The organism is Streptomyces sp. NPDC005438, from assembly GCF_040606315.1.
Lineage (GTDB): Bacteria > Actinomycetota > Actinomycetes > Streptomycetales > Streptomycetaceae > Streptomyces.
Genome location: NZ_JBEXEP010000017.1, coordinates 21,415 through 34,842 on the forward strand (window position 1 = coordinate 21,415; position 13,428 = coordinate 34,842).

Sequence of the window (13,428 nt, forward strand, 5' to 3'; positions counted from 1 at the left end):
CACGGCAGTTGACGACTGCCTGAACATGCCCGCCGAGACCGTCGGGGTCAAGAACGCCCGCTGACCCGGGGTCAGCCCACGGAGGTGTAGGCCACCACTCCCCGGTGCATCTGGTCCATCGCCTTGCGGGACTTGGTCACCACCGACGAGCCCTCCGGCGCGGCACCGGCCAACTGGCCCAGTACGTCCAGCACCTGCTTGCACCAGCGGACGAAGTCGCCGGCCGGCATGTCGGCGTCCCGGAGCACGGTGTCCAGTCCGTGGCCGTCGGCCCAGCGGTAGGCGGCCCAGGCGAAGCCCAGGTCCGGCTCCCGTTGGCCGACCCCCTCGGCCTGCTGGATCTGGTGGCGTTCCTCCACCGCGTCCAGGCGGCCCCAGATCCGCACCATCCGGTCCAGGGCGCTCTCCACCCGGCCCCCGGGGATCTTGGGGGGCAACGCGTCGTCACCGGAACGGGACTCGTACACCAACGCCGAGACGCAGGCGGCGAGTTCGGACGGGTTCAGCTCCTCCCACACCCGCTCCCGCAGGCACTCGGCGGCCAGCAGGTCCAACTCGCCGTAGAGCCGGGCGAGTCGGCGCCCGTCCTCGGTCACCCGGTCCCCCTCCAGGTACCCCAGCTCGCTCAGCAGGCCGTAGACCCGGTCGAAGGTACGGGCGATGGTGTTGGTACGTCCCTCGATGCGCCGCTCCAACTGGCGGGTGTCCCGCAGCAGTCGGTGGTACCGCTCAGCCCAGCGCGCGTGGTCCTCACGGCTGTCGCAGCCGTGGCAGGGGTGCTGCCGGATCTCCGCCCGCAGCCGGCTGATCTCGGCGTCGTCGGCCGCCGCCGCACGCTGCTTGCGGTGCCGTTCCGGCTCCAGGTGGCCGGCCTTGGTCCGCAGGGCGCTGGCCAGGTCCCGTCGGGACTGGGGGTTGCGCGGGTTGAAAGTCTTGGGGACGCGCATCCGGTCCAGCGGCTCCACCGGCACCGGGAAGTCCGCCGAGGCCAGCCGCTTGACCTGCCGTCCGACGGTGAGCACCAGCGGCCTGGGCCCCTCGTGGTGGTCCGGTCCCCGCCGGCCGGGAACCCGCCCGGAGGAGTGCCCGGGGTCCAGCACCAGGGCCAGCCCGGCGAACCGGCCGGTGGGCACGTGGATCACGTCCCCGGTCTTGAGCTTCTCCAGGGCGACCGCCGCCGCCGCCCGACGCTGGGCCACCCCCTGGCGGGCCAGCTCGGTCTCCCGGTCCTTCAGCTGCCTGCGCAGTCCGGCGTACTCCTCGAAGTCGCCCAACTCGCAGGTCATGGAGGCGCGGTAGCCCTCCATGCCGTTCTCGTTCTTCTGCACCTGACGGGAGATGCCCACCACCGAGCGGTCCGCCTGGAACTGGGCGAAGGAGGTCTCCAGCAGCTCCCGCGAACGGTGCCGCCCGAACTGGCCGACCAGGTTGACGGCCATGTTGTACGAGGGCTTGAAGGAGGACCGCAGCGGATAGGTGCGGGTGCCGGCCAGTCCGGCCAGCGCCCCGGGGTCCATGCCCCGCTGCCACAGCACCACCGCGTGGCCCTCGACGTCGATGCCCCGGCGGCCGGCCCGGCCGGTGAGCTGGGTGAACTCCCCGGGCGTGATGTCGGCGTGCTGCTCGCCGTTCCACTTGACCAGCTTCTCCAACACCACGGAACGGGCGGGCATGTTGATGCCCAGCGCGAGGGTCTCGGTGGCGAACACCGCCTTGACCAGCCCCTGGACGAACAGCTCCTCCACCACCTCCTTGAAGGTGGGCAGCATCCCCGCGTGGTGGGCGGCGATGCCCCGCTCCAGGCCCTCCAGCCACTCGAAGTACCCCAGGACGTGCAGGTCCTCCTGCGGGATGGAGGCGGTGCGCTTCTCCACGATCTCCCGCACCCGCACCCGCTGCCCCGAGTCGTTCAGCCGCAGCCCGTAGTACAGGCACTGCTGTACGGCCGCCTCGCAGCCGGCCCGGGAGAAGATGAAGGTGATCGCCGGCAGCAGCCCCTGGGCGTCCAGCCGCTCGATCACCTCGGGCCTGCTGGGGGTCCAGGTACGGCGCTTGGCGCGGCGTTCCCGCTCCCGGTCCGCCTCCCGGCGGGGACCGCCCCGACGGTCCCGGGGACCGGTGGGCCGGCTGTTCTCCATCCGGGCCATCCGCACCAGGTCGGGGTTGACCTCGCGCTTGTCGCCCCGCTCCTCGAACAGGTCGTACAGCCGCCGCCCGGCGAGCACGTGTTGCCACAGGGGCACCGGCCGGTGCTCGGAGACGATCACCTGGGTGTCCCCGCGCACGGTGTCCAGCCAGTCGCCGAACTCCTCGGCGTTGGAGACGGTCGCCGACAGCGACACCAGGGTCACCGACTCGGGGAGGTGGATGATGACCTCCTCCCAGACGGCGCCCCGGAAGCGGTCGGAGAGGTAGTGCACCTCGTCCATCACCACGTAGCCCAGGCCGTTCAGCGACTGGGAGCCGGCGTACAGCATGTTGCGCAGCACCTCGGTGGTCATCACGACCACCGGGGCCTCGGAGTTGACGGTGTTGTCACCGGTCAGCAGGCCGACCCGTTCGGCGCCGTACCGTTTGACCAGGTCGGTGTACTTCTGGTTGGACAGCGCCTTGATCGGGGTGGTGTAGAAGCACTTGCGGCCCTGGGCGAGCGCCTGGTGGACGGCGAACTCCCCCACGATGGTCTTGCCGGAACCGGTGGGCGCCGCCACCAGCACTCCGCGCCCGGCCTCCAACGCCTGGCAGGCGGAGATCTGGAACGGGTCCAGCTCGAATTCGTACAGCTCACGGAAGGTGGCGAGAGCGGTGGCCTGCTCGGTGGCGCGCTTCCGAGCGGCGACGTAGCGCTCAGCGGGAGACGTGGAGTCGGTCATCGTGCTACGAGCCTACCGGCCCGCGCCGACGGAGCACGTGTGGTTATTCACCCGGCCGGGGCTCGCCCGCCCCGAGGACCGTCACCGCCCCGGCCACGCACTCCACCGTGAGCGGCAGCACGCCCAGCCGGTCGCCGTCCGCGTAGCCGCTGAGCGTCTGCCCCTCGGGCAGGGCCGCCTCGACCCGTACCCGACGCGCCCGGCGCACCGTGACCACCGGGTGGGACAGGTGGGTGCCGGAGTAGACCCGGGGGAAGACCCGCAACAGGGTGCCCCGGCCGCACTCCCCCACCACGGTCAGGTCGAACAGCCCGTCGTCGTAGCTGGCGTCCGCGCAGATGCGCATCCCACCGCCGTAGGAGGGGCCGTTGCCGACCGCGATCAGGGTGGCCTCCAGCTCCTCGGTGGGCCCGTCATCCAGGGTCAGCCGGTACGGGATGGGCCGGAAGGCGGCCAGTTCGGCCAGGATCGCCAGGTCGTACTTGAACCGCCCCAGGGGCAGCCGCATCCGGTTGCCCCGGTCGTTGACCCGGGAGTCGAAGCCGGCGGCCAGCACCGAGGCGAACCACTGCCCCGGTACGCCGTCCCCCGGCACGGTCCGCCCCAGGTCGATGCGCCGCCCCTCCCCCGCGTCGGCCGCCCGGGCCAGCAGCCGGGCCGAACCCTCGGGGTCCCGCACCGGCAGTCCGAGGGAACGGGCGATGTCGTTGCCGGTACCGACCGCCACCACCCCGAGCGGGGTGCTGGTCCCGGCCACCGCCTGGAGGGCCAGCGAGATCATGCCGTCACCACCCACGGCCACCAGGGCGCCGGTGCCCTCGGCCACCGACCGGTGGGCCAGCTCAAGGGCCTCGGGGACATCCCGCCCCTGGAGGGCCCGCACCCGGTGGCCGGCGTCCTGGAGGATCCGGGTGACCGGTTCGGCCGCCCGGGCTCCTCGGCCGCCGCCCGCCGTGGGGTTGACCAGCAGGGTGATCTCGTCGCTCATCCGGCGGACCCTACCGACCCACGGCCGGCCCGGACAGACCCTGACCGGACCTTCCCGGTGGGCACGGGGCCGGTCCACGGCCGGGGTCGGGTCAGGTCACGTCGTCCAGGTCGTCCCGGCGGCCACTGTCGGAGCCGGACCTGGCACTGATGCTCAACGGCTCGTCCACGTCGTCGGGTTCGGGTGAGTCGTCCAGCTCGGAGGCCTCGTCGTCGGACGGCCCCAGGGCGTCCCGCCTGGCCTTGCGCCGGTCGTTCAGCAGCGAGATGCCGGTGGCCATGCCGTACAGCAGCCAGATCGGCGCGGCCAGCGCCAGCATGGTCAGCGGGTCGGTGCTGGGGGTGGCGACGGCGGCGAAGATGGTGATGCCCAGGATCATCCCGCGCCACCAGCCGGCCATCTTCCGCCCGCTGAGCACGCCGCCGAAGTTCAACAGCACCAGCAGCAGCGGCAGTTCGAAGGCGAGACCGAAGACCACGACCATCCGGGTCACCAGGTCCAGCAGGTCGTCCAGCGGCAGCAGGTTGTCCACCCCGAAGGGGGTGAAGTCCAGCAGCACCCGCGCGGTGGTGGGCAGCACCTTGTACGCGAAGAAGCCGCCGGCGAGGAACAGGGGGAAACCGGCCCCCACGAAGCTCAGGGCGTACTTCTTCTCGTTGCGGTGCAGGCCCGGCGCGAGGAAGGCCCACAGCTGGTACAGCCAGATCGGCGAGGCCAGGGTCACACCGGCCATCAGGGAGACCTTCAGCGCCAGGGTGAACGGCGTCAGCAGACCGTTGATGGTGATGCGCGCGCAGGTGGTGCCCTCGTCCTCCTTGGCCAGCTCGAAGAAGGAGCTGTCACAGCCGACCGAGTTCAACACCGGCTTGGTGAAGAACTCGATGATGTCCTCATAGAAGAACGCGGCGACGATGGTGACCACCATGATGCCCAACAGCGCCTTGGCCAGGCGGTTGCGCAGCTCACGGAGGTGCTCCACCAGGGGCATCCGCCCCTCGGGGTCCTTCTCGGTCTTCTGGGCAGACTTCAGCAACCCTTGTCCCTATTCTCTGAGAGCACGGCGGACCTCACCCGCCGTGATGGGAGCTGTACGTCAGCCCTGGGTCTTGTTGTCCTGCGACTCCGACACCGGGCGGGAGTTGGTGGTGTCCCCCGGCGCGGCCTGGATGGTGCGGGGGGCGGACTCCCCGTTGGAGGAGGAGGTGGAGGCGGAGGAGTCGTCACCGCCGTCCTTCTTCATCGCCTTGGCCTCGCTCTTGAGGATGCGCGCGGACCGGCCGAGGGAACGGGCCATGTCCGGGAGCTTCTTCGCGCCGAAGAGCAGGATCACGACGACCAGGATGAGGATGATCTCGGGAGCTCCGAGCCTTCCGAACATGTCAACTTCCTTCTTACCTCGGCGGCGGGGCCTGTGCTGCGGTGGCGGGCTCGCGGGGACCGGCCGCGGGTGCAACCGTTGAGATCGTAACGCCTGGGGGTGAACCCAAGGCAATGCCCGTGCGAGCTTCCCCTCGCTCACCGGCCCACGAGCCGGTGACCTGTCTTCGACCCTAACCGCCGGATCCGTTCACCAAAAGCCACACAGCGGCGCCCGGGGTCACACTGGGTCACCCTCGGAGCCGGTCCCGGGCCTGGCCCGAGTCTCCGGCCAGCGGGGTGGCCGCGCGCTCCAGCTCCTCGGCCGCCCGGGCGATCCGCTCCGAGCTGTCCCCGACCGCGCGGGACAGTCGGCGCACCTCCAGGCCCACCCGTACCGACAGCACGCCCAGCACCACGAGTCCGCAGAAACTGAGCGCGATCAGAAGCATCGGCGACACCATGGGGCCACCCTAGCCGCTGTGGCGGTGGTCACCGACGACACCGATCACGCTCCGTAGCCCTCCAGTGCGCGTCGGGCCAACTCCCGTGCTTCCTCGGCCAGTTCGCGGGGCTCCACGATGTGGCCGTCCCTGCCCAGACGTAGCGCCAGCCGGCGCAGCGAGCGGGGGTTGGGGGTGCGCAGGGCGATCCGCAGACCACCGTCGGGCAGTTCCTCGGCGCTGTGGTGGGGGTAGTACTCGGCGACCCAGCGGCCGGCCGGGCTCACCTCGATCACCACCTCGGGGTCCTCCTCCGAGGGCTGGACCAGCCCCTCGGCCAGGTCCCGTTCCTCCACCGGGGGCGGGTCAGCCCGCTCGTCCAGCAGCCGGATCTCGGCCACCCGGTCCAGCCGGAAGGTACGGCGGGCCTCCGACAGCCGGCACCAGCCCTCCAGGTAGGTGTGGCCGACCGCGAACAGCCGCACCGGGTCGACCTCGCGCTCGGTCAGCTCGTCGCGGGCGGGCGAGTAGTAGCGCATCCACAGCCGCCGCCGTTCCGCTATGGCCCGGTCGACGTCGGCGAACACCCCGCCCTCGGACTCGAAGGTGACCGACAGCCGCGAGCTGGCTCCGGCCACCTCTCCGGCGGCCGTCTCCAGCTTGGTGGTGGCCCGCAGCAGGGCCTCCCGCGCTCCCTCCCGCAGCCCCGGCAGGGTGGCCACCGCACGTGCGGCCACCAGCAGGGCGATGGCCTCGTCGGTGGCGATGCGCAGCGGTTCGGCCACGTCGTCGGCGTTGCGCCACCAGATGTGCTCACCGTCGGTGTCGATCTCCAGCAGGTCGCCGCCCCGGTAGCTGGTACCGCACATCGGCAGTACGTCCAGGTCGGCGATCAGCTGCTCGCTGGTGACCCCGAAGGCTCGGGCCACCTCGTCCACCCGCGCCCCGGGGCGGTCCTTCAGATAGGTGACCAGGGACAGCATCCGCCGTGTCTGATCGATGGCGTTCACGGCCACGTCCTCCCCCTCAGCCCTTCGCGACCGCGCGCAACCGGTCGATCACGTCGTGCCGTAGCTCCTCCGGTTCCAGCACCACCACGTCGGGCCCGAACTCCACCAGCCAGGCGTCCAGTCCGTGGCCGTAGGGAATCTCCAACTCGTCCCAACCGTCCCCCACCGGGCGGCTGTCGAGAGCGCGGGCCCGCAGGGGGTAACCGCAGTCCGCCCGCAGCCGGATGCGGGCGCTACGGGTGGCACTCGCCCCCGCCCAGCGCTCCACGGTCTCGCGCACCCGCACCTGGTCGGGCACCGGAGCGAGGAAGTCCCCCGCCCTGGAGCGGACCGGCCCGGTGATCCGGGACAGCCGGAACACCCGCTCCGCCCCACGGTCCCGGTCGTGTCCGGCGAGGTACCACTGCCCGTGCCAGCACTCCAGGGTCCACGGCTCCACCTGGCGCCGCTCGGGGCGTACGGCCGAGGACTTGCGGTACTCGAAGGTCACCAGCCGGCGGTCCCGACAGGCCAGCATCAGGGGCTCGAACGCCGCCTCGCGGACGGGGATGCGCGGTTCCAGCGCACTGATGGCCGGCGCCACCTCGGGCGCCTCGCCGTCCCCGGTGATCCCCCCGGCCGCGCGCAGCTTCTGCAGGGCCCCGCTGGCCGCGCCCGCCAACCGGGCCTGTTGCCACACCCGGGCGGCCAGGCCCAGGGCGGTGGCCTCCTCGGCGTCGAAGGCGATGGGGGGCAGCCGGTTGCTGTCGCGGCGCGCGAGGTAGCCGGTCTCCCCGTCGAGGCCCTCCACGGTGTCGATGACCAGGCCGAGTTCCCGCAGGTCCTCCTTGTCCCGCTCGAACATCCGGTTGAAGGACTCGTCGGAGTTGGCCGCCCGGTACGCCTCCAGGCTGGTACGCAGTTCACGCTTGCTGAGGGCACGGCGCGTACCCAGCAGACACAGCGCCAGACTCATCAGCCGTTCCGCCTTGGCGATCGCCATGAACGCCCCTCCCGACTCCAGTTCTGGCGTCGACCGTACCGCCCCGTCCGAGCTGGACAAAAACCCCCTTGACGCAGGGGGTGAGGATACGGTCACCCCGGACACGACCACGGCCCCCGTACCCAACCCGGGCCACGGTGGGCTCGGTTGGGGACGGGGGCCGCCAGGACCGGTCGCGGGAGACCGCTCAGACGCTCACCAGGTCACAGACGAAGATCAACGTCTCGTTGGGCTTGATCCGGCCACCACCGGCACCGGCCGAGCCGTAGGCCAGGTGCGGCGGGATGATCAGCTGCCGGCGTCCGCCGACCTTCATCCCCTGGACACCCTGGTCCCAGCCGGGGATGACCTGTCCGGCACCGAGCTGGAAGCTCAGCGGGGTGCCCCGGTTCCAGCTGGCGTCGAACTCCTCGCCACTGGAGAAGGAGACGCCCACGTAGTGCACGGAGACGGTGTGGCCGGCCTGCGCCACCTCACCGTCGCCCTCCCAGAGGTCCTTGATCTCCAGCTCCGCGGGAGGCTCGCCACCCGGGAAGTCGACCTCGGGCTTGTCGTTGCTCAAAGAAAACAGCTCCTACAGACGTACTCGGTGGACGTCGACCAGTCTCGCAGACCGTCCGGTCCGACGACCGGCGACGGTACGGGGAACAGCCGGCCTCCCGGCCGGCCCCCGGCGCCGACCGGTCACCGGCGTACACGGTGGGACCCGGGCCCTACTTCGTCGCGGCGATGATGTCCACGCTGAAGACCAGCCCGGCGTTCTGGGTCTTCGCCCGCTGCTTCTTCGGCAGCTCCTTGGCCGGCACCACGACCATGACCCGGCTGCCCACGCGCTTGCCGACCAGGCCCTTCTCCCAGCCGGGCAGCTCCTTGAGCTTCGCCTGCTGCGGGGCCCCGCCGGTCTGCGGGTTCCAGGTGTCACCGGTGGCCTGCCCGTTCTTCAACGAGGCGGTGGCGAAGTGGACGGTCAGCTTGTCCTTGGCGGTGACCTTCTTGCCGTCGCTCTCGATGATCGGCCGGCTGACGACGTCGTCCGGCTCCTCCATCTTCTTGGGCACGGTGATCTTGGGGGCCTTGCCGTTGGTGGTGGTGGCGATCTTCGGCAGGGCGTCGTCCTTCTGCGGGACCTTCTTGCCCTTCGGGTCCAGCGGCACCGCGTCCAGGATGTCGACCACGAACACCAGGGTGTCGCCGCCCTTGATCTTGCTGCCCTGCGGGGGCTTGTCGCCGTACCCCTGCTTGGGCGGGATCACCAGCTCGACCTTGCTGCCGACCGTCTGGCCCACCAGGCCCTTGTCCCAGCCCTTGATGACCTTGCTGTTGCCGATCTCGAAGCTGGCCGGCTCCTTGCGGTCATAGCTGCTGTCGAACTTCTTGCCCTCCCAGGTCTGCCCCAGGTAGTGGCTGGTGAGGAAGTCGGACTTGGCGACCTTGGGGCCGTCACCCTTCTTGAGCACCTTGACCTTGAGGTCCCCGGGGGCCTTGTCCTTGCCCTTGTCGATCTTGGGCGGCTTCGGCGAGGAGGACGAGGACTTGCCGTCGTCGAACTGGACGCTGGGTACCGCGCCCTCCTTCTCCTCGGAACCGCAGGCCGCGGCAGAGACGATCAGCAGGGGCACTGCCAGCAAGGCGGCGGCGATTCGGCGCACGGAAATCCCTCTAGACGAACGATGACGTGATGGACAACGGGGGCCACTCTAACCACCAAGTCCTCGCCACCGGCTCCCCCGGACCTGGGGAGTCCGCGCCGTATCTGTCCGCACCCGGCCACACGGCGAGGGGCGCCCCACGAAGGGGACGCCCCTCGGTCACTCGACGATCACATTCCGGCGATCAGCTTCTCCACTCGTTCGTCAACCGAACGGAACGGGTCCTTGCACAACACGGTGCGTTGCGCCTGATCGTTCAGCTTCAGATGCACCCAGTCGACGGTGAAGTCCCGCCGCTGCTCCTGCGCCCGACGGATGAAGTCACCGCGCAGCCGGGCCCGGGTGGTCTGCGGGGGCACGGACTTGCCCTCGAAGATCTTGAGGTCGTTGCAGATGCGTTGTGCCCGGCCGCTGCGCTCCAGCAGGTAGTACAACCCCCGGCGACGGTGGATGTCGTGGTACGCCAGATCGATCTGGGCCACCCTCGGGTGGGACATGGTGATGTTGTTCTTGGCCCGGTACTGCTCGATGAGCTGGTACTTCATCACCCAGTCGATCTCGGTGTTGACCTTGTCCAGCTCCTGGCTGCGCACCGCCTCCAGGGTGCGGCCCCACAGCTCCAGCACCCGCTCCACCATGCTGGTGCGAATGCCCCGCCGTTCGCAGAAGTCCACCGCCTTCTCGAAGTACTCCTGCTGGATCTCCAGGGCGGAGGCCTCCCGGCCGCTGGCCAGCCGCACCTTGCGCTGACCGGTCAGGTCGTGGCTGACCTCACGGATCGCCCGGATGGGGTTCTCCAGGGTGAGGTCCCGCATCACGGTGCCGGCCTCGATCATGCGCAGCACCAGATCGGTCGCGCCGACCTTCAACAGCATGGTCGTCTCGGACATGTTGGAGTCACCGACGATCACGTGCAGTCGCCGATAGCGCTCCGCGTCCGCGTGCGGCTCGTCCCGCGTGTTGATGATCGGGCGTGACCGGGTGGTGGCGCTGCTGACCCCCTCCCAGATGTGCTCGGCCCGCTGGCTGACGCAGAAGACCGCGCCCCGGGGGGTCTGGAGCACCTTTCCGGCCCCGCAGATCAGTTGGCGGGTGACCAGGAAGGGAATCAACACGTCGGCCAGCCGGGAGAATTCACCGTGGCGTGCCACCAGGTAGTTCTCGTGGCATCCGTAGGAGTTTCCGGCGGAGTCGGTGTTGTTCTTGAACAGATAGACGTCCCCGGCGATGCCCTCCTCGTGCAGCCGGCGTTCCGCGTCGACCAGCAGGCCTTCGAGGATGCGCTCACCGGCCTTGTCGTGGGTGACGAGTTCGGTGACGTTGTCACACTCGGGAGTGGCGTACTCGGGGTGGGAACCCACATCGAGGTAGAGACGTGCGCCGTTCCTCAGAAAGACATTGCTGCTGCGGCCCCATGACACGACTCGGCGGAAGAGGTACCGCGCCACTTCGTCCGGCGACAGTCGGCGCTGTCCTCGGAACGTGCATGTGACGCCGTACTCGTTCTCCAGCCCGAAGATTCGGCGGTCCATGACTGAACATTACGCCTGATGACGCGTTCTGAAACCGGGATCGAGGTCCCCGTTTCGATCATTTTCCGACTGTACGGAGGAGGTCACCACCCTCGCGGTGGCCGCGCTCAGTACCCGGCCCGACACCGCGAGGACCAGTACGGCAGCCAGGCCACCCACCCCCGCCACGGCGAATCCGGCCCCCGAACCACGCCACTCAACCACCGGCCCCACCAGGGCCGTTCCGGCCGACGCCCCTACCCCGAAGGTGGTCACCAACCAGGAGAACGCCTCGGTCACGGTGCCGGACGGTGCGTGACGGTCGATCACCACGAAGGCGCAGGCCAGAGCCGGGGCGAGAAAGACCCCCGACAGTCCCGCCAGAAGGGTCATCCACACCGGTCCGGGGGCCAGGGCCAGCGGGAGGTAGCCGGCGGCCAACAGGGCCACCAGCAGCCGTAGTCGGGGTTCCGGGTCGCCCGCCCACTGGCGTGCCCCGTACAGCAGTCCGCCCACCAGGGCGCCGGCCCCCAGGGCGGCCAGCAGGTAGCTGGCCACCTCCTGGCGGTGGTGGGCGTCGGCGTAGGCCACCGCCGCGACGGCGATGGACCCCAGGGCCAGTCCCACGAAGAAGAAGGCCCCCAGCAGCACCTTGAGGCCGCCCGAACGCAGCGCGCCCAGCCAGTGCGCCTCACGTGGCGCCGACTTCCAGGCCCTGGACGGTGGTGAGACGACCACCGAGAAGGCGCCGAACAGCCCCAGCAGGTTGATGGCCAGCAGGGCGAACCGCTCGTCTCCGACGGCCACCGAGAGGGTCACCACCAGGGGCCCCACGGCGAACATCAGCTCCTGGGCCACCGCGTCCAGGGCGTACGCGGCGTGCACCCGGTCCTCGCCCCGCAGCACGCTGGGCCACAGCGCCCGGAGCCCGCCCTCCAGCGGCGGGGTGGCGAGCCCGGCCAGCAGCACCCACAGATGGGCGGCCCAGGGCGGATCGATCCCGCCGAGGGCGAAGCCGGTCATCCCCAGGGCGGACAGTACGGCGGCGGGGAACATCACCCGGGGCTGCCCCAGGATGTCCACGGCCCGGCCCAGCAGGGGCTGGCCCACGGCGTTGGAGAGGCCGTACACCGCAGCGAAGGCGCCGGCCAGCGGGTAGCCGCCGCCCTCGGCCCGGGTGAACAGCACGATGGCCAGCGCGGCGGTGGCGTTGGGCAGCCGGCCGATCAGGGTGCCGGCCAGCAGCCGCATCGCGTGTCGGGCCCGTAGGAGTTCCGCATAGGGGGTGGCCACCGGCGCTCTCCTCGGCTGTGGTGTCGGGCGCCCCCGCGCCGGTCGGTGTCGAACGGTGGCGGAGGAGGGCGGTCGTGTTACGTATAACGTCCGCAGGGTCATACGTACCATGACCGCACCCGCCCCGCCAACACCGCCCCGGCCGACCACCGGCCGCGACACCTCACCGAAAGTCCCCACGTGACCGACCGACCCCGCACCCGGCCGTCCCGCCCCACCAGCCGCGACGTGGCCCGACAGGCCGGGGTCTCGCAGGCCACCGTCTCCCTGGTACTGGGCGACAAGTGGCAGGGCCGGGTCTCCCCCCGCACCGTCGAGACCGTGCGCGAGGCCGCCCGCACCCTGGGGTACCGCCCCAACCTCGCCGCCCGCAGCCTGCGCATCGGCCGCCCCCGTACCGCGATGCTGGTGGTACCCGCCCTCACCGGGGACTTCTTCCCCCGGGTCCACACCGGGGCGGCCCGGGTCGCCGCCCGGCACGACACCGGGCTGCTGCTCTACCCCTCCCCCGAGGGCGTGGGACCGGCCCCCGACCCCTTCGAGTCCGCCAGCGCCACCCTGGACGGGGTGATCGCCTCCTCGATGGCCCCGGAGGCGCTCGCGGCACTCAGGGAGGGCGAACTGCCGCTGGTGATGCTGGACAGCGACCCCGCCACGGCCACCACCACCGTCAACCTCGACATCGCCGACGGTGTACGCCAGGTCTTCGAGCACCTGTGGGCGCTGGGGCACCGCGACATCGCCCACCTGTCCGCCGACGTACCCTCCTGGACCTTCGCCCTGCGCGCGGCCACCCTCACCGAGGCGATGGCAGACCGGGGGCGCCGGCCACGGGTGCGGCCCGCCGCGCTGAGCGTCGAGGCGGGCCACCGCGCGGCAAGGGAGCTGCTCGCCGACGGCCCCCGACCGACCGCGCTGCTCTGTGACGACGACCTGCTCGCGGCCGGGGCGCTGAAGGCCGCGCGGGAACTGGGGCTGGCGGTACCCGGCCAGCTGTCGCTCACCGGCTTCGACGACGTGGCCCTGGCCACCGCCACCGAGCCGGAACTGACCACCGTGCGGCTGCCGGCCGAGGAGTTCGGCGCCGCCGGGATGCGGGCCCTGCTGGCGGTACTCGCTGACCGGGAGCCGTCCACCGACCCGCTGCCGGTACGGCTGGTGGTACGGGGCTCCACCGGCCCCGCGCCGCACCGCTGAGGCGTACGAAGCGGGGGTGGGGGGGGGGGGGGCGGGGGGGCGGGGGCCCCCCCCCCCCCCGGGGGGGGGGGGGGGGGGGGCCGGGGGGGGGGTGGGGTTGTGGGTTTGTTGGGGTGCGGGCCCGGG

12 protein-coding genes are annotated in these 13,428 nt (G+C 71.1%); 1 reads left to right on the forward strand and 11 read right to left on the reverse strand.

All coding sequences use genetic code 11. The features are described 5' to 3' along the window. Positions 1–71 precede the first annotated feature (71 nt). The 11 genes from ABZT14_RS25035 to ABZT14_RS25085 all read right to left on the reverse strand — a co-directional run bounded on the left by ABZT14_RS25035 (position 72) and on the right by ABZT14_RS25085 (position 12,105). Positions 72–2,873 carry a DEAD/DEAH box helicase gene (locus ABZT14_RS25035; RefSeq protein WP_356306607.1) on the reverse strand — a complete coding sequence of 934 codons (2,802 nt, stop codon included), beginning with the start codon at positions 2,871–2,873 and terminating at the stop codon, positions 72–74. A 43-nt stretch (positions 2,874–2,916) separates the two neighbouring features. Next, positions 2,917–3,861 carry a diacylglycerol kinase family protein gene (locus tag ABZT14_RS25040; RefSeq protein WP_356306610.1) on the reverse strand — a complete coding sequence of 315 codons (945 nt, stop codon included), beginning with the start codon at positions 3,859–3,861 and terminating at the stop codon, positions 2,917–2,919. 91 nt (positions 3,862–3,952) lie between these two features. Beyond that, complete coding sequence (gene tatC / locus ABZT14_RS25045) at positions 3,953–4,894, reverse strand: twin-arginine translocase subunit TatC (protein WP_356306613.1); 942 nt, start codon at positions 4,892–4,894, stop codon at positions 3,953–3,955. Between the two features lie 60 nt (positions 4,895–4,954). Beyond that, a complete protein-coding gene (gene tatA / locus ABZT14_RS25050; RefSeq protein ID WP_356306616.1) occupies positions 4,955–5,239 on the reverse strand; it encodes a Sec-independent protein translocase subunit TatA in 285 nt (94 codons plus the stop codon). 229 nt (positions 5,240–5,468) lie between these two features. Continuing rightward, entirely contained in the window at positions 5,469–5,681 is a 213-nt protein-coding gene (locus tag ABZT14_RS25055) for a hypothetical protein (protein WP_356306619.1), read from the reverse strand. 44 nt (positions 5,682–5,725) lie between these two features. Further along, positions 5,726–6,676 (reverse strand): WYL domain-containing protein, encoded by a 951-nt coding sequence (locus tag ABZT14_RS25060; protein WP_356306622.1) that lies wholly within the window; start codon positions 6,674–6,676, stop codon positions 5,726–5,728. Positions 6,677–6,686: 10 nt separating this feature from the next. Then, positions 6,687–7,652, reverse strand: a complete 966-nt coding sequence (locus ABZT14_RS25065; protein ID WP_356306625.1) for a WYL domain-containing protein — start codon at positions 7,650–7,652, stop codon at positions 6,687–6,689. Between the two features lie 187 nt (positions 7,653–7,839). Then, positions 7,840–8,214 (reverse strand): FKBP-type peptidyl-prolyl cis-trans isomerase, encoded by a 375-nt coding sequence (locus ABZT14_RS25070; RefSeq protein WP_356306628.1) that lies wholly within the window; start codon positions 8,212–8,214, stop codon positions 7,840–7,842. A gap of 151 nt (positions 8,215–8,365) precedes the next feature. Beyond that, entirely contained in the window at positions 8,366–9,301 is a 936-nt protein-coding gene (locus ABZT14_RS25075) for an FKBP-type peptidyl-prolyl cis-trans isomerase (RefSeq protein ID WP_356306631.1), read from the reverse strand. A 170-nt stretch (positions 9,302–9,471) separates the two neighbouring features. After that, a complete protein-coding gene (gene pafA, locus ABZT14_RS25080; RefSeq protein ID WP_356306634.1) occupies positions 9,472–10,833 on the reverse strand; it encodes a Pup--protein ligase in 1,362 nt (453 codons plus the stop codon). A 9-nt stretch (positions 10,834–10,842) separates the two neighbouring features. Then, positions 10,843–12,105 (reverse strand): MFS transporter, encoded by a 1,263-nt coding sequence (locus ABZT14_RS25085; RefSeq protein WP_356306638.1) that lies wholly within the window; start codon positions 12,103–12,105, stop codon positions 10,843–10,845. A 180-nt stretch (positions 12,106–12,285) separates the two neighbouring features. Here ABZT14_RS25085 and ABZT14_RS25090 point away from each other — a divergent pair, with 180 nt between their 5' ends. Beyond that, positions 12,286–13,302 carry a LacI family DNA-binding transcriptional regulator gene (locus tag ABZT14_RS25090; RefSeq protein ID WP_356306641.1) on the forward strand — a complete coding sequence of 339 codons (1,017 nt, stop codon included), beginning with the start codon at positions 12,286–12,288 and terminating at the stop codon, positions 13,300–13,302. Positions 13,303–13,428 lie beyond the last annotated feature (126 nt).

What these genes read in the sequence shown, in the direction of transcription:
- tatA (WP_356306616.1), bottom strand. Translation starts at nt 5,239, where the DNA reads ATGTTCGGAAGGCTCGGAGCTCCCGAGATCATCCTCATCCTGGTCGTC.
- ABZT14_RS25055 (WP_356306619.1), bottom strand. Translation starts at nt 5,681, where the DNA reads ATGGTGTCGCCGATGCTTCTGATCGCGCTCAGTTTCTGCGGACTCGTG.
- ABZT14_RS25040 (WP_356306610.1), bottom strand. Translation starts at nt 3,861, where the DNA reads ATGAGCGACGAGATCACCCTGCTGGTCAACCCCACGGCGGGCGGCGGC.
- pafA (WP_356306634.1), bottom strand. Translation starts at nt 10,833, where the DNA reads ATGGACCGCCGAATCTTCGGGCTGGAGAACGAGTACGGCGTCACATGC.
- ABZT14_RS25035 (WP_356306607.1), bottom strand. Translation starts at nt 2,873, where the DNA reads ATGACCGACTCCACGTCTCCCGCTGAGCGCTACGTCGCCGCTCGGAAG.
- ABZT14_RS25065 (WP_356306625.1), bottom strand. Translation starts at nt 7,652, where the DNA reads ATGGCGATCGCCAAGGCGGAACGGCTGATGAGTCTGGCGCTGTGTCTG.